General features: G+C 46.4%; 12 protein-coding genes and 1 other RNA gene. 7 read left to right on the top strand and 6 right to left on the bottom strand.

The window, feature by feature from the left end; translation table 11 throughout:
* Window positions 1–118 precede the first annotated feature (118 nt).
* The gene (locus QT979_RS24305; RefSeq protein WP_333311930.1) at window positions 119–1,297 is read left to right on the top strand and encodes an O-antigen ligase family protein; all 1,179 of its coding nucleotides are present in this window, start codon (window positions 119–121) and stop codon (window positions 1,295–1,297) included.
* 120 nt (window positions 1,298–1,417) lie between these two features.
* Here QT979_RS24305 and QT979_RS24310 read toward each other — a convergent pair whose 3' ends face one another.
* Both QT979_RS24310 and purD read right to left on the bottom strand, forming a co-directional pair.
* Window positions 1,418–3,583 (bottom strand): ATP-binding protein, encoded by a 2,166-nt coding sequence (locus QT979_RS24310; RefSeq protein ID WP_333216509.1) that lies wholly within the window; start codon window positions 3,581–3,583, stop codon window positions 1,418–1,420.
* A gap of 169 nt (window positions 3,584–3,752) precedes the next feature.
* Window positions 3,753–5,033 carry a phosphoribosylamine--glycine ligase gene (gene purD / locus QT979_RS24315; RefSeq protein ID WP_333216507.1) on the bottom strand — a complete coding sequence of 427 codons (1,281 nt, stop codon included), beginning with the start codon at window positions 5,031–5,033 and terminating at the stop codon, window positions 3,753–3,755.
* Between the two features lie 338 nt (window positions 5,034–5,371).
* On the opposite strand from purD, the gene QT979_RS24320 reads away from it, so the two are divergent.
* The 4 genes from QT979_RS24320 (at window position 5,372) to QT979_RS24335 (ending at window position 9,677) form a co-directional block, all read left to right on the top strand.
* Window positions 5,372–6,634, top strand: coding sequence for a 5-(carboxyamino)imidazole ribonucleotide synthase (locus QT979_RS24320; protein WP_333311931.1), 1,263 nt, complete (start codon window positions 5,372–5,374; stop codon window positions 6,632–6,634).
* 50 nt (window positions 6,635–6,684) lie between these two features.
* Window positions 6,685–6,872: non-coding RNA, 6S RNA (ssrS, locus tag QT979_RS24325), on the top strand.
* 1,899 nt (window positions 6,873–8,771) lie between these two features.
* Window positions 8,772–9,287, top strand: coding sequence for an SMC-Scp complex subunit ScpB (scpB, locus tag QT979_RS24330; RefSeq protein ID WP_333216442.1), 516 nt, complete (start codon window positions 8,772–8,774; stop codon window positions 9,285–9,287).
* A 42-nt stretch (window positions 9,288–9,329) separates the two neighbouring features.
* Window positions 9,330–9,677: a DUF760 domain-containing protein gene (locus QT979_RS24335; protein WP_333216444.1), complete on the top strand. Its 348-nt coding sequence runs from the start codon at window positions 9,330–9,332 to the stop codon at window positions 9,675–9,677.
* 311 nt (window positions 9,678–9,988) lie between these two features.
* On the opposite strand, the gene QT979_RS24340 is transcribed toward QT979_RS24335, so the two are convergent.
* The gene (locus QT979_RS24340) at window positions 9,989–11,212 is read right to left on the bottom strand and encodes an HhoA/HhoB/HtrA family serine endopeptidase (protein ID WP_333226413.1); all 1,224 of its coding nucleotides are present in this window, start codon (window positions 11,210–11,212) and stop codon (window positions 9,989–9,991) included.
* A 313-nt stretch (window positions 11,213–11,525) separates the two neighbouring features.
* Between QT979_RS24340 and QT979_RS24345 the strand changes: the two genes are divergently transcribed.
* Both QT979_RS24345 and QT979_RS24350 read left to right on the top strand, forming a co-directional pair.
* Window positions 11,526–12,440: a peptidoglycan DD-metalloendopeptidase family protein gene (locus QT979_RS24345; protein ID WP_445242574.1), complete on the top strand. Its 915-nt coding sequence runs from the start codon at window positions 11,526–11,528 to the stop codon at window positions 12,438–12,440.
* Between the two features lie 198 nt (window positions 12,441–12,638).
* Window positions 12,639–12,920 carry a hypothetical protein gene (locus tag QT979_RS24350; protein WP_333226409.1) on the top strand — a complete coding sequence of 94 codons (282 nt, stop codon included), beginning with the start codon at window positions 12,639–12,641 and terminating at the stop codon, window positions 12,918–12,920.
* On the opposite strand, the gene QT979_RS24355 is transcribed toward QT979_RS24350, so the two are convergent.
* From QT979_RS24355 to QT979_RS24365, 3 genes are all read right to left on the bottom strand, one after another.
* A complete protein-coding gene (locus QT979_RS24355) occupies window positions 12,904–15,153 on the bottom strand; it encodes a hypothetical protein (protein WP_333311932.1) in 2,250 nt (749 codons plus the stop codon). The two genes, QT979_RS24350 and QT979_RS24355, sit on opposite strands and share 17 nt — an antisense overlap.
* The gene (locus QT979_RS24360) at window positions 15,146–17,191 is read right to left on the bottom strand and encodes an ATP-binding protein (RefSeq protein ID WP_333311933.1); all 2,046 of its coding nucleotides are present in this window, start codon (window positions 17,189–17,191) and stop codon (window positions 15,146–15,148) included. The genes QT979_RS24355 and QT979_RS24360 overlap by 8 nt, the downstream gene beginning before the upstream one ends.
* A 138-nt stretch (window positions 17,192–17,329) precedes the next feature.
* Window positions 17,330–18,133: a DUF4058 family protein gene (locus tag QT979_RS24365; RefSeq protein WP_333311934.1), complete on the bottom strand. Its 804-nt coding sequence runs from the start codon at window positions 18,131–18,133 to the stop codon at window positions 17,330–17,332.
* Window positions 18,134–18,217: the final 84 nt, after the last annotated feature.

Here is an 18,217-nt window from a genome sequence, read left to right on the forward strand (position 1 = left end):
CTCCAAGTCTTCTCTTCATCCCTTGGGCTTATCTTGGCAACTAGAATAACTGCTACCCCTACTTATTGAGCCGATACTACTTTTTTTTACCATAACAGGTGGATCGGGTATCATGACCATGCCCTTTACCAAACTCCATCCTAACGTTTTCTACAACTTAGAAACTACACCCCCAACGATGATTGGTCAAATTGCCATTTATGGGGCTATGATATTAATGATATTTCCCCGCTTAACTAAAACTACCCAAAAAACAGTTTATATCTGCATTAAATGGATAGCAGGAGACATTTTTTTAGGTTTGTTTTTGTTGATTCTGACTTTATCGGGATTGTGGTCACAAACTCCTGAAATGACTTTTAGGGCTATTTTTGCTATTTGGGGAGTAACACTGGTTTCTATTTATGTAGGAAAAGTGTATAGCTGGTCAGAAATTTATGGATTATTGAGATGGCTAACTGGTTTATTAGCTTTATGGTCAGTTGTGAAAACAAATGCAGCTCCGGACGGTTGCTGGACAGGAGTTTTAGGTCATAAAAACCCTTTTTCGTTTCAAATGGCTAATACAGCTTCTTTATGGATTTTATATGCTTTTAAGGAGCCTAAGTATAGATATTTATCATTATTTATCATTTTAATAGCTTTAATAGGATTGCAAAAAGGTTGTAGTGGTGCTAGTCGGATTTTAACAGTGGTCTTAATCAGTTTGTGGAGTTATTTAGCCCTCTTAAAAAGATTACCTGTAAAATGGGCTTTTCTCTGCTTTATCTTATTTTTGGTCGGTAGTATAGGTATAAGTATTTTGGTGTTAAATAATTTAGAGGCTATTATTGTGGATGGTTTGAAAAAAGATATGACTTTAACCGGTAGAACCGATTTTTGGCCTTTAATTATTGATCGAATTAATCAAAATCATCCCATATTTGGTTATGGAATGAAAGGATTTTGGCAGTTTTGGCGTGGCTCGGAAAATCCCGCTTACGGAATTATAGTAGCTAAAACTGGTTTTGTGCCACCCCACTCTCACAATGGTTTTCTTGATATACTTTGCGAGCTGGGTTGGACCGGACTCTTGTTGTTTATTGGGTCATTCTTGAATAATATATTTAGAGGTATAAAGTATCTAGTTAAAGGAAGTTTTCCAGAGTCAGGTTTGCCTTTGTATTTATTAACATTTATGCTAATGACTAATTTGACAGAGGGGGGACTATTGGGGGTTGGTACTTATTGGTGTTGGTATGTAGTTTTATCGGTAAAATTGAGCTTAGATAGGACAGCTAATGATAATCCACACTGATGATGTCAGCGTTTGGTCAGGCCTATGAGGAGAATCTTTACAAAGAATAGGCATTTCCCCCACTTCTTAAAGAAGTCGGGGCTTTAACACCGATCGCATTTTACGTTTAATTAAGTGGGCTCACTTAATATGACTCGCAATTGTTTCACTCTCCACCGTTGCTTCCACTGGCCAAGAATTTTCCATCTCTACTGTTTTTTTCGGCTGATAAACTGCCAAGTCGAACCAGAAAGTCGTACCCACATTAACTTCGCTAACTAAATTAATTTTAGTGTGGTGCTTGTCAATAATGTTTCTGACAATAGAAAGACCTAATCCCGTTCCTTCTAAAGTGTGTACTCGGTTTTCTACCCGGAAAAAGCGATCGAAGATTGCTTGTTGGTCTTCAGGATCTATCCCTATTCCAGTATCAGAAATTTCGATCCGCACTACCGGACAATGTTGAGCATCCGGTGACAAGTTGTGGTGGACGGATTGACCGTCTTTGTGGGTGGGCGTCTCCGGCTCTAGCAAATATGCTCGAATGGCCACCTTGCCGCCGGACTGAGTAAATTTTAAGGCATTTCCTACTAAATTTGCAAATACTTGCAGTAACAAATCGTAATGACCTAAAGCAGGCGGCAAATACGGGTCTACTTCTTGCTCTAATTCAATGCCTTTATCCTTAGCATTTAACTGATAAGTCCGCAGGGTTTGCTCCACAGCTTGCGGGAGATCAACAGCTTCCAAGTGATAAACTCGGCAGGATTCCAGTCGCGACAAGTCTAACACGTCGTTAACTAAACGAGTTAGTCGATCGGTTTCTCGGTTGGCAATTTCTAGGAATTCCCTGCGCTCGCTTTCTAGAAGGTCTTCTCCGTACTCGTGGAGAGTCTCGATAAAAGATTTGATATTAAATAAAGGTGTTCTCAATTCGTGAGAAACATTGCTGATAAAATTGCTTTTAGCCTCATTGAGTTCTACTTCGCGAGTAATGTCCTGCACTGTCATTGCAATGCCTTTGAGACTTTCTCGGTAATTTCCGGAACCTTGATACTTGGAGGTTTGCTCGTAGAAAGTACACTCTACAGCTACCGGGCGTTGTGGCTCGTTACAGGTATCTTCCTCATGGCGGATGCAGCTTTTGCACAGCGGTTCGGCACCGGGCGCTTTGTGCAGAATGACAGTAGTTAAAACAATCCGAATTGTACGGTTAACTGGTTCGCTCAGAGAGATGCGAAATTCGCCGCCTTCGCGATCGCCCGCAGCTATTTCCTGCAAAGGTCTCGCCAAGTCCTGCTGCACTTCCGAAGGCAAAATGTTCAGAACATTTACTCCGAGCGCATTTTTGCCTTCCCATCCAAAAATCCGCATCCCTGTCGGATTAACTAAAATCACCTGCAAATTTGCGTCCAGCAACAGCGCCCCATCAGCAATCGTTGAAACCAAAGTTTCTAACTTAGCTTTTTCCGCTGTCAGCTCTTCAATATTTTGTTCTTCATAACTTTCGAGTTTCTGGGCCATCTCGTTAAAACTGCCAATCAACTCGCCCAATTCTCCACCCAAAGGGAGGTCAACTCGCTGCTTAAAATTCCCGCTGGCAATGTTTTTGACCCCGAAGACTAATTGTTTTATCGGCTGAGTAATTGTCAGGGCATTAAATACAGCTCCCAAAATTACCATCACCCAAATAGTGACAAATACTGCTAAAGTGACATCCCTAGTCAGGTTTGAAGAGATAACTGCTGCGGGATTGGGGTTAATGCCGATCGCCAAAACTCCCAAATATTTGTCTTCATGAATTAACGGCACAAATACATCGGTAACTTCTCCATCTGGTGTCAAATGCTGCCGTACCAAAGGCAAAGAAGTTAAATTTCTCGCCTCAATATCGGCGAGAAAATTATCGGGAAGTTTTATCTGGCGGCGCAGCGTCAGGGAAGTCTCCACCTCGGATTCCGAAAAGGGTATCCCCAGGAAAATATCCCCGGCTTCGTCGGCGTAAAGCATATAGCGGACGCTGGAGGTGCTGCTGTAAAATTGGCGGGAAAAGCGGGCGACTTCGGAGCGATCGTTTTTGGCAATCAGCGGCGCCACATTGGCCGCCAACAGCAGGCCCAGGTCTCGGCCGTAACGAGTATCGTTAAGTCGGGCGTCTTGCTGGATAGTATTCACCGCCCAGAATGTCAGGCCGCTCATAATTAACGACACTACGAGGGTAGCAGCCGCCATCAGACGGGTCTGGAGGGTAAAATCCGACCACCAGCGGGCAATAATTTCTCCGATTTTGTTTAGTATGGCCAGCATTTCACCAGTTCACCAGTTCAATATTAATAGCAAGATCAATTCAGTTGGCTCCGATCGAATTTTCTGCTGCGACTTGTCCGCTACCGCCACCGCATAGATACCAAACTTCATTGTTACACTTCTACATTGAGATTGCTTGGCTTTCGGATGGCGGCCGATGTCGCAATTCCTAATTTTTATCGCCCAGAGCTCGGCGGCCGATGTCCCGGCGGCAGTAGACGCCTTCAAATTGGATGCAATCAACTGCTGCATAAGCTTTGGAAATAGCTTGTTCCAAAGTTTCTCCCGTCGCAGTGACGCCCAAAACCCGGCCGCCGTCGCTCACCAACTGCTGCTGCTTCAACTGGGTGCCGGCGTGAAACACTTCTGCTCCCTTGGCTTCAGCTTCCTCGATACCTGTAATAACTTTGCCTTTTTGATAACTTCCAGGATAGCCCCCAGAAGCCAAAACTACGCAAACAGAGGCCCCCGACTTCCAGCGAATAGAATATTCACCGAGACGCTGCTGACAGCAGGCCAGCACCAAATCTTCTAAAGGAGTTTCCAGCAGTGACAAAACCGCTTGAGTTTCGGGATCTCCGAAACGGCAGTTGAATTCTAAGACTTTCGGTTCTCCGTCGGGGGTAATCATTAAACCGGCGTAGAGTACACCACGATAGTCGATTTTGCGTTTTTGCAGTGCTGCCAGGGTGGGTTCGAGAATTTCTTCTTGAATCCTTTCCATGAGTTCCGGGGTGACAATGGGCGCTGGGGCGTAGGCTCCCATACCGCCGGTGTTGGCTCCCTGGTCGCCTTCGCCGATAGCTTTGTGGTCTTGGGCCGGCAGCAGCGGTTCCACTGTGATGCCGTCGGTGAGGGCGAGAATCGAGACTTCTTGACCTGTTAAAAATTCTTCGACGACGACTCGGATGTTGTCGGTGCCGAATTCGCCTCGGAAAATGGTGTTGATGGCGCTGTGAGCCATTTTGACGGTGGTGGCAACGGTGACTCCTTTGCCTGATGCGAGTCCGTCTGCTTTGATGACTATTGGGGTTCCTTGTTCCAGAACGTATGCTTTTGCTGCTTCTGCGTCTGTAAATACGGCAGCTTTGGGTGTGGGGATGCCTGCTTCGAGCATCAATTCTTTGGCCCAGGATTTGCTGGATTCAATTTGGGCGCCGGCTTTGGTGGGGCCGAAAATCATCATTTTTCGCTGTTGGAAATAGTCGGCGATGCCTAGCGATAGGGGCAATTCTGGGCCGACGATGACTAATCCGATGTTGTTGACCATCACAAAGCGTTCGATGCCTTGGAAGTCGTCGATGTTGAGCGACAGATTTTGACAGCCTGGGGTGGTAGCTGTGCCGCCGTTGCCCGGTACGCAGAATACTTGTTTAATCCGCGTAGATTCTAGCAGTTTTTTTGCGATCGCGTGTTCGCGACCTCCGTTTCCCACAACTAAAACTTTCACAGTATCCTCACCTATAAATTGTGTTCCCTGAATGTCTGATTTTCAGTGTTGGCATCTGTCTATCTGCTTTTTGCAGTGCTGTCAATTATGCCATGCTTGGCGCTAGGGAATTGCTAGATGTGGCACTTTTCTGGAGGAGTGGGCTTCTACCGCTGTTTATCAATGGCTGGGAGCGTGCAATAATTAAAGACTTTAGCCGCCCAATTTTTCTGGGTTCTGCCTCGATATTAATCAGGCAATTAAAACTCTTTTCTGGCTTTTAACTCTGCAATTACTATAATTGATCCGGGGACAAATAGCGATAAGATAGGCAGGTTGACTCTGAGAATTTTACTCACATGAAATCAAATCAAACCGCTGCGAGTTCGTCTGCAAAATTTAAGCGGGTGGGCGTTGTCGGCGGCGGCCAGCTAGCTTGGATGATGGGGGATGCTGCTAGGGCGCTCGGTATTGAATTGGTAGTACAAACTCCCCATGCTACTGACCCGGCAGTTTCTGTTGCTGCTGATGCTGTTTTGGCTGCTGTTGATGATGTTTTGGCTACGGCTCAATTGGCTGCTGGCTGCGATGTTATTACTTTTGAAAATGAGTTTGTGGATTTGGATGGTTTGCGGTCGCTAGAAGAGCAAGGTGTGTTATTTCAGCCGAGTTTGTCGTCGCTTTCTCCTTTGTTGGATAAGTACGTTCAGCGCTGTTATTTACAAGGTTTGGGTTTGCCAACTCCGAGGTTTTGGGAATGGGATGGCAGTGCGGATTTGCCCCCAGAATTGTTTAAGGCGGTGGCGATCGACTTTCGGGCAATTTCTGTTTCTGACAGCCTGCAGATTACAGGAGATTCGGGTGCTGGATCGATCGACTTTCCCTTTGTCGTCAAAGTTCGCCGCCACGGTTATGACGGCCAAGGTACTTTTATTGTTAAGGATCGGGGGAGTTTTGAGTCAATTCGTGCTACACTCCAAGGTCAGTCTTTGCTAGTGGAAGAGTTTGTGCCGTTTGATCGCGAATTGGCTGTGATTGCGGCTCGATCGGCAACTGGCGAAATTGCGATTTATCCGATCGTAGAAACTCAGCAGCAAAATCAGGTTTGTCATGTGGTGATTGCGCCCGCTGATATTAGTTTAGAGGTGAAAAATGAAGCTTGTGCGATCGCCCGCACTCTCCTCAACAGTTTGCAAGCTGTCGGCATATTCGGCATTGAATTATTTTTAACCGCCGACAATAAGCTGTTAGTCAATGAAATTGCACCCCGCACCCACAATTCTGGACATTTTACGATCGATGCTTGCGAAACTTCACAATTTGAACAGCATTTGCGCGCAGTTTGTCAACTGCCTTTAGGGAATTCCGATTTAAAATGTGCAGGCGCTGTCATGGTAAATTTGCTAGGTTACGAGTCTGCTGAGTCCGATTATTTAGCAAAAAGAAAACAACTGGCACAAATTAGTGGTGCTTTTGTCCATTGGTATGGTAAGAAAGTATCGCGTCCCGGTCGCAAACTCGGTCACGTTACAGTTGTGATCGACGCGGACTTGGTGGCTCAGGGGCGATCGTCAGCAGAGGATCTGGCTCAAACCGTTGAATCTATCTGGTATGCAAGTTAAATTGCTCGAAGCTTGCCAAAATCGGGTTAGTTGGTATATATTAAATAAAGGTTCTACTGCGACGTTGGTGACTGCCAATAATGTTTTTTTGATCTATAACTCTTAACTCTCGGGAATCAAGATGTTTGGACAGCAGTAAACTGGGCTTGTACCCAGAAACTTTAAGTCCGAGCCAACGGTACCCACCTGGTAAAATACCAGGTCAAAAGCTGAGGTAAGACGGCGTTGCGGGGAACCATTAAAATTTTGATTGAGATAGGCGCTGTGAAATATAGCTAGCCTATTTTTTTTTGCGATAAACGCTTTTACTCATAGTTAACGTGAGCTCGACGAGGGCGATCGCAACTGGGAAACACAGGCTCCTCTGACTCGTTCCCACCACCAACTGAGTGAGATTGCCCAGGTGCGGACCAGACAATATCTTTCAGCCCAGTAACTAAAATTATAAATTGGAGGCTCAATCTTATATCATATCCGGGTACTTACCCATAATTAAGCAGCAACGGGAACTTGAGGCCACCAGTGAAAGTTTGTGAAACCCCGAATTAAATCTTGTTGTTGGAGTAATTGTTGGTAGCGAGCAAATAAAACCTTTTCTAAGTCATCAAGATTTTCAAATGTTCGATTAGCAAGAGGCTCATTTGTACGCGACCAAAGTCGTAACTGCTAACCGCAACCCTGTTGCGGTTAGCAGTTACTGAAATTACCGAGCGCCAACAATTACTAATTTATATCTTTTTAACAAGCGAATAACTGGACATAACACTTGTTTCTCTTCGACTTGTATTAGAAGCCCCATGTTTATCTCACAGCGTCCAGAATACAGGAAATACCCTTTTTTGAACTATGGCACTTACCATTAAGACATTATAATCTTTGCATTGAGTTCTATCCCAATGCAATTACTAATTGACACCCGACTTTTAGGTGACGGGCTATTACCTATGCAGACAATTGGAAACCACAGCACAAGTATGCTAAGTCCTGGAACCTGTAAAAATCTTTGTATGTGACGGCGGCGACTACTTTGTAAGATCGGCAATTGCTCTTTAACAGCTAATGGTTCTATTCTGACTTCTTTTTGAGTCTGCAACAACACGCGCGAACATCTGAAGAGTAAGTAATTGTGTTGGGCTTAGGTATTTTTCGAGTAGGTCGTGATAGAATGAGAGCAAATAATCTGGATTTTCCCCAGCGAGGCTCTGACCAATTTTTCGCAAGAGACCTCTTCTGGAATCCTGTTGACAATAGCCATACAGGCTTAACTGATTACCAATGAGATTTTGCCTCACTCGCTGGTTTGTGAGGGTCAGTCGTCGAACTTAAATATTATAAGTAATTATCCGAACCTGATATAACTGGATACAACAGTGGCTAAAAGTTTTTCCGATTCCACAATTATCTACAGGCTAGGCTCGATTAAGAGCGTTAATAAATTTTTACCCAAATCCTTTCCTTACTTGATCAATGAGAGTGAATTCTTATTTTATTCTGCCGCGTATTGACAGAAGATGGGTATATTTAAGCAGAGCAAACCAAAGCTTTTCTATCTTGAAGATAGGTAGCTTGAGAAATCGTTGAAGAGAATGTCGTCGGCTCTCAAACATGATTGGGTATGGCATCAATTTTGCCAATAACTCAATACTCACCTATTTATGGGTTGGGAGCAGAAAAACTACAATAGTCCGAGTCAAGTATTAGGCGTTTTTGAGCTGCCGTTGGAAACAAATTTGGTATGATTGAGGTAACATTTTAACTGATGGGGCTTCTTAACAATACTGACCCATCTTTTTTTACCCTGAATTAGTAATAACCCCGTCAGCTAGGGGGTTATGACGGGGGTGTCACCCCGTCAGGTGTATTGGTTGAGCACCATAAGCTCAGGAGAGCCAGAAACGTTATATATTTCTGCGTCTCGGACTGATATAAAAAAAGAAAATTGAAAGTTTTGGTTTTGTTTCTCAACCTAACCTACACTATTAATAATTTGTGTAAGGAGAATGTTTATTCCTAACTCTCATTATTCACTAGACGGAAGTTACGGAAATACGGATAACTGTTGTTTTCCTGAGTCTTTCTTCTTCCTTGCTTCTTCCTCCTTCTTTCCACGTCCCCATTCCTAATTACCAATTCCCAAATGACTCGCTTAGCCACAACAATAGAAGCCATACTTTACCTAAAAGGTCAGCCAGTGTCGATCGCAGAAATTGCCGAGATTGCCAAGTGCGATCGAGCCGAAGCCGAAGACGCCATCATCGAACTCATGTCTGACTCGTCCCACCGCGACAGTGCATTAGAAGTCGTCGAAACCCCCACAGGATACAGCCTGCAACTCAGAGAAGAGTTTGCCAGTTTAATGCAAACTTTAATACCTCCAGAATTAGGTGTGGGAGCTTTGCGGACGCTGGCTGCGATCGCCCTCAAAGGCGGCATCGCTCAGCCAGATTTAGTTAACTTGCGAGGTTCAGGAGCTTACCAACAAGTGCAGGAGTTGGTAGAAATGGGTTTCGTCCGCAAACGGCGACCGACTGAGGGGCGGTCGTATTGGTTACAAGTTACCGAGAAATTTCATCGGTACTTTCAAGTAGATCAACTGCCAAAACAATTGCAACTTGACTTTCAGGCAAATTTGTACCCAAGCAATGACGAGTAGTTTGAAGTAGAATGTAACCAGCCAGAAATTAAGAATCGCCAAATGGTTTTTCACCCTGACTTTGACACATCCAATGCCCAACAAACCGCAGTCAATCCACTGCTGAAGTACCTCCAACACCAATCCCCGGAGGTTCTAGCCCACGTCGCCAAGTCCGTCAGCCCCGACATCAGAGAAATAATCTCTCATAACGTTCAAGGACTTGTCGGCGTTTTGCCTTCAGAAAATTTTAACGTCGAAATTACCACCGATCGCGAAAACTTAGCAGGTTTGCTAGCTTCAGCGATGATGACAGGCTATTTTTTGAGGCAAATGGAGCAAAGGATGCACCTCGAAGAAAATTTAGCAAGCACCAGCTCGATTAAACCAAACTCACCCAAAGACAAGTAAAAAGATCAACGGGTTGGGGAAGCAAGAAAGATGAAAGTTGTTCAGAAAAATCCATAATCCTGAATCATGGAGGCACAGGGAATTAAGAAACCGGGCTGTTAACCGGCTATCCCTCGCGCTACACCGAGGCTTTTGGTGAAAAAACCCGGTTACTGCTTCCAGGACTATAAAGCATCAGATTCATCTTCCATCCTCCACCCCTGCAACTAATACCAATTTCAAAAAAGAATGCAACTGTAGATAAGCTCCAAATCCTTATGCAGTAAGTCATTCTTAATTCTTTAATCGAAAATCGAAAATTGAAAATGGTATTACCCACCGGCGGAGCTACCCGATAGGGGAAAAGCACCCGGACGTACTTTAATTTTCTGAACTTGACCCAAACGGTTAATTTCCACTTCTAGTTCTTTGCCCACAACCGTGTTTTCCACCCGTTCTTGCACGTCACCGGGAGTGTTAACCGCAATTCCGTCAACTTTTTGAATGACATCTCCGGGGCGCAAGTCGGCTTTTTGAGCGGGGGAATTTTCCACGACTCGCGCCACGGCTACGCCTTGATCGAGGGTAATTTTATTATTATTATCGAGCTGTTTGTTGAGTTCTGCCTTGGTGGCGGCACTCAAGCTGACCATTTGAATGCCGAGATAGGGATGTTCGGCTCTACCTTTGGCGAATAGCTGATCGGAAACTCGTTTGGCGGTTTCGATCGGAATTGCAAATCCCAAGCCTTGAGCGTCCGCGCGGATAGCGGTATTGATGCCAATTACTTCGCCTTGGTCGTTGAGTAGGGGGCCGCCTGAATTGCCGGGGTTGATGGCAGCATCGGTTTGGATGAAGCGGACTCGCTTGTCGGGGATGCCGACTTGGGAACTTGATCGACCAGTAGCGCTGATAATGCCCACAGTCACGGTATTGTCGAGACCTAAAGGATTGCCGATCGCGATCGCCCACTGTCCCGGTACAATATTGTCCGATCGACCCAAAGCCACCTGCGGCAGTTCCTTAGCATTAATCTTAACCACAGCGACATCCGTCAGCGGATCGACTCCCTGCACCTTACCCTCAAACTCGCGGCCGTCTTTGAGAGTCACCTTGACAGTATCAGTCCCGGAGACAACGTGAGCATTAGTAACGATGCGGCCGTCCGAAGTGAGAATAAACCCGGAACCCGTACCTCTCTTGAGTCGTTCTTCCGGCTGTGGCAAATTCTCCCCAAAAAACCGACGAAACAAAGGATTTTTGAAAGCTTCGGGCACTTGATTCGCCACCTTGGTTGATGCGTCAATCCGCACTACAGCCGGGCCGACTTTTTCCGCTGCTTCAGCAATAAAATTGGGATTGCTGCGATCGACTGCCCGATTTTCCAGAACTGGAGGAGACGCATAGGGGGGGATTTGCTGGCGTACTACTGGCAAAACCAATCCGGTTTCCAGATTGTTTGAGCCTTGCAGATAGCGATTTCCCAACCATCCCATACCTCCGCCGATTGACAGCAGAGTCACATAAAGGGTCGCTTGCTTAAAAGATAAACTCATTTAATAACTCCCGCTAAATACCTCATCCCCGCAGACAGGTTCCGAATCAAGCTTTTTTGTCTTGGCGACGGGAAGGAAGCGGGGCGGGGCGTACCGCTTCCTCAAGAACATAGCTGTTAACAGGCAGGCGCCCATCGGCATCACAGGCAATTTTGCCGGATTTGCCAAGAGCGAATCAAACTAATAATTCTCATCCTAACTTGGCTTAGCCTGGGATTTACAGTCTGGGGGGTGGCTAGAGCTTTCAAATATGCAGTTTCACAGGATTTTAAAATTGTCAACTGTCCGAAATGAATACTTTTTTATGTACATAATGACTTTGAAACGCTTATTTCCGCTGATTTTTGCATTAATTTGGTCGATCGCACCCGTTGGGAAAACGGCGGCAAATACCGAAATCCCACCTGCAAATCTTCCTTTAGGTACACCTGTAGAAAACCCCGACCCCGCCCGCGATTGCCCGAGTCCGGCTATGTCTCGGTTGCGCCGCCACACTGTGGCCCAGGGCGAAACAATAGAAAGCATCGCGCGGCAGTACAGTGTGATTCCTGCGGCACTGATCGGGATAAATCCGATGTTGCGGGGCGGTGGAGTATCTGCTGGAAGTGCGATCGTCATTCCTCCGTACAGTGGCAGGGAGGTAGAAGTGCCTGCGGGCTGGAATTGGCAAAAACTGGCAGAAGCTTACAAAGTGCGCGCAGATTTGCTATTTGAGGCGAATGGGTGCAGGCCTTTGGGGAAAACGGTGTTTGTGCCAGCGGTGAATAGGTCGATCGGGCCTTCTATCAATCCCGATGCAACGCCATCGGTGCAAGGATTTCCGCTGCCCGCGCCAGCAGTGGAAGCTTTGCGTTACGGGCGGCAATTGCATCCGGGGCGGCGCGAATTTTTTTTCCACAGCGGCGTAGATTTTTTGGCGTCGGAGGGTACGCAGGTTTTGGCCGCGGGCGAGGGGACTGTCGCCTTTGCCGGGCCGCAGGGGGATTACGGGAATTTAGTGGTGGTGAACCATGAAGCGGGGAAGCAAACGCGCTACGCTCATTTGAAAGATATTGCGGTAAAAGTCGGTCAAAAAGTGCAGTCGGGAGAACTTTTGGGTACTGTGGGGACGACGGGAAAACGGGACATTCCGCCATCTCATTTGCATTTTGAAGTTCGGTACAATTCGGGTTTGGGTTGGGTTGCTGAAGACCCGCTGCTTTATTTGCAAGCGACTATTAAAAAATAGGATTGTTAGTGGACTGGGGGGGGAACAACCCGCCCCAAATCCAGAGGGGGTAAGGATTGATCAGTGTTGTGGTAAAAAAAGATAGGCAGCCGAATTATTACACGATTGCCTATTCCAAAAAATATGTTACCAACATTTTACTAGACTCACTTACAAAAATAACTGACGCAAACCCCGTTTATTTTACTCACAATCTTTTTGAATCTGATAGAATCCGAGAAACAAGTAACGATCGCACTAATCGGGTTCCCATTAATCACTTATTGGTTAACAACTTATTGCCCGATCGCACATTTCTCTCAAATTCGATCGCCCGATCCACACAAAAATTCGATCGCCCCAATCAACAAAAAACCCGATCGCCCATCCACAAAAAACCCGATCGCGAGGCCCCAGAAACCGGGTTTTTTCCGAAATACTTCGGTACAACCCACAGATTCGGGCAAAAACCCGGTTTCTTGGATTATCCCCCGCCGCTAACTCCCTCCAATCGCAGGAAATGCACCCGGCCCGAATCATCGCCCGCTACAACTGTCACTCCATCAGGGGCGATTGCACAGCAAACAAACCTATACTCTCCGCTGAAACTAGCAACCTCTTTACCGCTAAGCAAATCCCGAATTTTCAGGGCGTAATCCGAAGTGGAAATCGTGGTTTTGCCGTCAGGTGCGATCGCCACTGCATTTACCGAGTTAATATGACCTGTGAGGGTTAATAGTTCGGTGCCTGTCTCGGTGTCCCAGATTTTCAGGGTTTTATCGTCTGAAGCGGAAATCGCGGTTTTTCCGTCTGGTGCGATCGCCACTTTATATACCGAGTTACTGTGACCCGTGAGAGTTTTGAGTTCCGAGCCTGTCTCGATGTCCCAGATTTTCAGGGTTCTATCGTGTGAAGCAGAAATCGCTGTTTTGCCGTCGGGTGCGATCGCCACTGCATTTACCGACTCAGTATGACCGGTGAGGGTTCTAAGTTCAGTCCCTGTCTTGGTGTCCCAGATTTTCAGGGTTTCATCCCTTGAAGTGGAAATCGCTGTCTTGCCGTCGGGTGCGATCGCCACTGCTAGTGCTGCGATCGGCACTTCTAGTACCCCGTAAGTATGACCGGTGAGGGTTCGCAGTTCGGTACCACTATCGGTGTCCCAGATTTTCAGGGTGTTATCCGATGAACCAGAAATCGCGGTTTTGCCATCGGGTGCGATCGCCACTACATTTACCGACTCAGTATGACCGGTGAGGGTTCGCAGTTCGGTACCACTCTCGGTGTCCCAGATTTTCAGGGTGTTATCCGATGAAGCGGAAATCGCGGTTTTGCCATCGGGTGCGATCGCCACTGCATTTACCGACTCAGTATGACCGGTGAGATTTGGCAGTTCGGTACCACTCTCGGTGTCCCAGATTTTCAGGGTTCGATCATCTGAAGCGGAAATCGCGGTTTTACCGTCTGGTGCGATCGCCACTGCATTTACCGACTCAGTATGACCGGTGAGAGTTCGCAGTTCGGTACCACTCTCAGTGTCCCAGATTTTCATGGTGTTATCGTCAGCAGCGGAAGCGGAAATCGCGGTTTTGCCATCGGGTGCGATCGCCACTGCATTTACCGACTCAGTATGACCGGTGAGGGTTCGCAGTTCGGTACCACTCTCAGTGTCCCAGATTTTCAGGGTGTTATCCCATGAACCGGAAATCGCGGTTTTGCCGTCGGGTGCGATCGCCACTGCATTTACCCCGCTAGTATGACCGGTGAGATTTGGCAGTTCGGTACCACTCTCGGTGTCCCAGATTTTCAGGGTGTTATCCCATGAAGCGGAAATCGCGGTTTTGCCGTCGGGTGCGATCGCCACTGCTAGTACCTGGCTAGTATGACCGGTGAGGGTTCGCAGTTCGGTACCACTCTCGGTGTCCCAGATTTTCAGGGTGTTATCCGATAAAGCGGAAATCGCGGTTTTGCCATCGGGTGCGATCGCCACTGCATTTATGTACATTAGATTTAGCAAGGAAGGATGAATGGTGAGGGTTCGCAGTTCAGTACCACTCTCGGTGTCCCAGATTTTCAGGGTTCGATCATCTGAAGCGGAAATCGCGGTTCTGCCGTCTGGTGCGATCGCCACTGCATTTACAAAGTCAGTATGACCGGTGAGGGTTCTCAGTTCCCTGCCACTCTCGGTGTCCCAGATTTTCAGCGTTTGATCCCTTGAAGCGGAAATCGCTGTTTTTCCGTCTGGTGCGATCGCCACTGCTCTTACCGAGTCACTATGACCGGCAAGTGTCCGCAGCGCTCCTTCATTTGCCCGTTCTAAATTACCCCTCAAAGGCCGCAGCCATACACTATCTTTCGATTGCCGCGCCTGTTCCAAGATCCCTTGAATCTGGGGCACTTCAAAATCCAGCAACCTTCCCCACAAATGCTCAACCAATTGCGTTTTATCGCTATCCAAAACGTGCGCCGACTTCCGAATTCCCCCTTGAATCAACTTCAGCATTTTCCCTTGCCCCTCCGACAACAAAACATCAGAAACCCTCGCCAAATCGTAATCCTCAATTAACGCTTGTACCCCGATCGCATCCAACTTCGCCTCAATAAAATCAAAATCCGTCAACAACTGATGCAGCCGTTCCCCTTGAACACTCTCCGCCAAATGCCCCGGCAGAGTTTCCAAAGCATAAAGCCGCTTTTGCGGCGACATTTTCCCCAACCGTTCTTTAAACTTACCCATCGCCGTACAAATCCTCCCACAAATTATCAGAAATCGCCGTTTCGATATCCCGCAGCGAAACCCCAGCTTTCTGCACTACATCCTTACGATGCAGAAATCTTTGGAAACTCGCGTGATAGATACTGTAATCTGGGGGAGTGTCGCTGCTACGGCGCAGAAACTGTTCCCAATCATCCAGAACTTCCTGCAAATCTAAAGCATCTTCCTCAGCAAAATCCGCCAAAATATCGCAGGAAACAGGCTTACGAGTTTTTGTCAACAAATAAATCACCTTCAACTTGCGGCGGCGCAATTCTTTATCTTTAACCGCCATTTCCATCCGCGCCCAATGCTTCTCATAATATCCTTCCAACTCCCTCGGCAAATCTTCCAAAGTCACATCGCTGTACTTGCCGCTATCGATATCATTGAGCACATAGCGGAGGTACATAAAATTATTCTGGCTTTTTTCCGCCACCGCCGCCACAAACTGATCTCGCTGCAAATTTTGCCGGTTAATCCAACTCTGAATTGACGCGCTGTTGCTGGTGCGTTTGTCAATATAAAGCTTGACATCCGCCAAACTTTCTGCACTGTACTGCATCAAATCAAAAACCTGATGATTTGGCAAAGGCAGAGATTCCGGTCGCTTCGAGACAATAAAATAAACATTATCCGGCAAAGCATCTGGCAAATAGAGGACATTGCTGCCCCGCCCATGATCGCTCCGATCGACTTCATCGAGCGCATCCACAACACAAACTAACTTTTTCCCGCCCAATTTAGCACTGATTTCCCCCAACAATCGACTGAAAAAATTGCCATCTGTAGTTGCATTTTCGGGCAATTTTGGGTAATCCAGTTTAAAGGCTTGAATTAACTGAGTGCAGGCATTTTCCAGAAATTGCTTTGCCTTAACCGTGCCTTGAGATTGCGAGTTAAAATGGACTACACAGCGCCGCTTCATCAGCAGCACTAACTTTGCCATGATTGAACTTTTCCCGACACCCGGATCTGCTTCTAAAACAAAATATCCTTTGGGATTTTTCTGCAAGAATTCGGCAATTGCTTCAAATACAAATCGGCGACCGGTAAAGTCTTGAGTCCGGTCGGCAATAATCGTTTCGCACTCGTAGGGAAGCGGCAATCGGGGCGCGGAAGTATCAACAAATCGTTCCAGCAAATTCTGAACTTGCGCCAAATCGGATCGGATGCCAATTTCTATGGATTCCAATTTCCCCATCACTTGACAAATCTGCTGCCCAGTTGCCACCGCCTCCAATTTGTCCAGAATTTCCCCATTTCGCAGCCCCAACTCTTTGAGTTGTGCCAAAGCAAGTTGGTGCAGATTCAACAGCATCGCGGCAAACTTTTCTCCTCCCTTCGCCGCATCCAGTTTCAGCACTTCGCGGTACGCTTTCGGGAAAGTTGCGTACAGCTTGTCCGCCACAAATTCCACAATTTCCGCATCGAAGGATTTGCCCTCGCTGGCCGCGAATTCGTTGAGGAAAGTTGCCCAATCTGCCGTTGTAAATCCCGTAACTCGATCGAACTCCTCCGCATCCGCAGAAAAAATCTTGGTTAACTGGTCTTCGGAAATATTTAAACCCCTTGACAAATCGGCTGTATTCGTGTTAATATCCAGCCAGTATTCAGGAGTTTTCTCGGCTAATTGACTGAGTGCTGTTTCTGGATAAGGCAAATTTTTGGTTTCGGCGATCGCAATTAGGCGATCGGACTTCGCAACCTCTCTCAAAATATAGCCGATCGCCTCACCCGCCGCCTTAATCAAATCGTGATTATCGAGAATCCTCGGATTTTTGCTCAACCCTTCCGTCATCCGATTTGCCAGTTCATCAGCGGCCATAGTCTCAGCGAGACTACCAGCAATCGCTGCTAAAATAGAAACTCCCCCAAGTGCGATCGGGCCGCCGATCATACCCGCTGCTGCTTGAGTTGCCGGATTGGCGATCGCATTTGAAATAACTTGTCCAATAGCCATCACCGCACTGCATCCAATTACCCTAGTTTTAAAATTAGCTAAGTCCATTAGTGGCATAAAATAAATATTCCTCTTTTTAAAAGTTGGTAGTAATTATATCTTGTCGGCTGCCGTTTAGTCCGTCGCTGCGAAAATTTCAAGTTAATTTAGAGATTGTCGATCGCGACGCACCCTAGAATATAAAGTAAAATATAATTAATTATCTCGAAGTTCTTTTTCTGGCAAAATTTGGGTTGCCCAAACCCCATCTTCTTCCGATAAAGACGTTACGGGTTCTCGATTATAGTCGATCCGATAATCATAGCCAGCGCGATCGTAAATACCTGCAAATATTTCTGGTAAATTAACAATAGGTTCTACATCTTCCTCACGCAAGGGAAGCGGAAATATAGGTAGAGAATCGCGGAGATTAAAAGCATAAAGTTCGGCAAACGGACGGCGATTACTGGGACTGACTAAAATCCGATAATCGCTTTGAATAGAATTATCAAGAATGGGCATAGATTCCCATTTTCGTAGTAAATCGATTTCCACTAAATTGGTTAAGCTACCTAAAATACTCTGGCGTTTTTTGAGATAAGTAATTCTTCCTTCTCCACTACGTTTGTTCACTGGAGAAAGAATCTCAATTGCAGTGACAACTTGTTTCGTTGCCATTTCTCGCACTTCCAAGTAAGTCTGTTTAATTTTTTCAGGAGCAGGCACTTTAACGGTAGTCGGAAGTGTTATACTTACAGTGGCAACTGAACCTGTAGGAATATTCGGGTTATTAGATTGACGCTTAATCGCGACATCGGGGATACCTACTAAAAGAGACTCGTCGTTACTTTCATTTAGATCGGTAATTTCATAGATGCGTTTGTCAATTGCCACCTCATATTTAGGGCGAATTTGAGGCATGATGGTATCCGCGATCGCGATAATCAATCGATTGTGAGTTTCCTGCCAGAAATCGGGGTGTTCTAAGTAGGGGTCCATTCCAGGAAAAGGTGAAGGCATAGGACTGTTCTCCGATGTATTGACTTTCAAATCATTTTAGCATTTTTAATTGGGTAGGTGCGTCGCTTTAAAGCGAGGCAGAGC

The sequence above is a fragment of the Microcoleus sp. w2-18bC1 genome (assembly GCF_036700365.1).
Taxonomy (GTDB): Bacteria; Cyanobacteriota; Cyanobacteriia; order Cyanobacteriales; family Microcoleaceae; genus Microcoleus.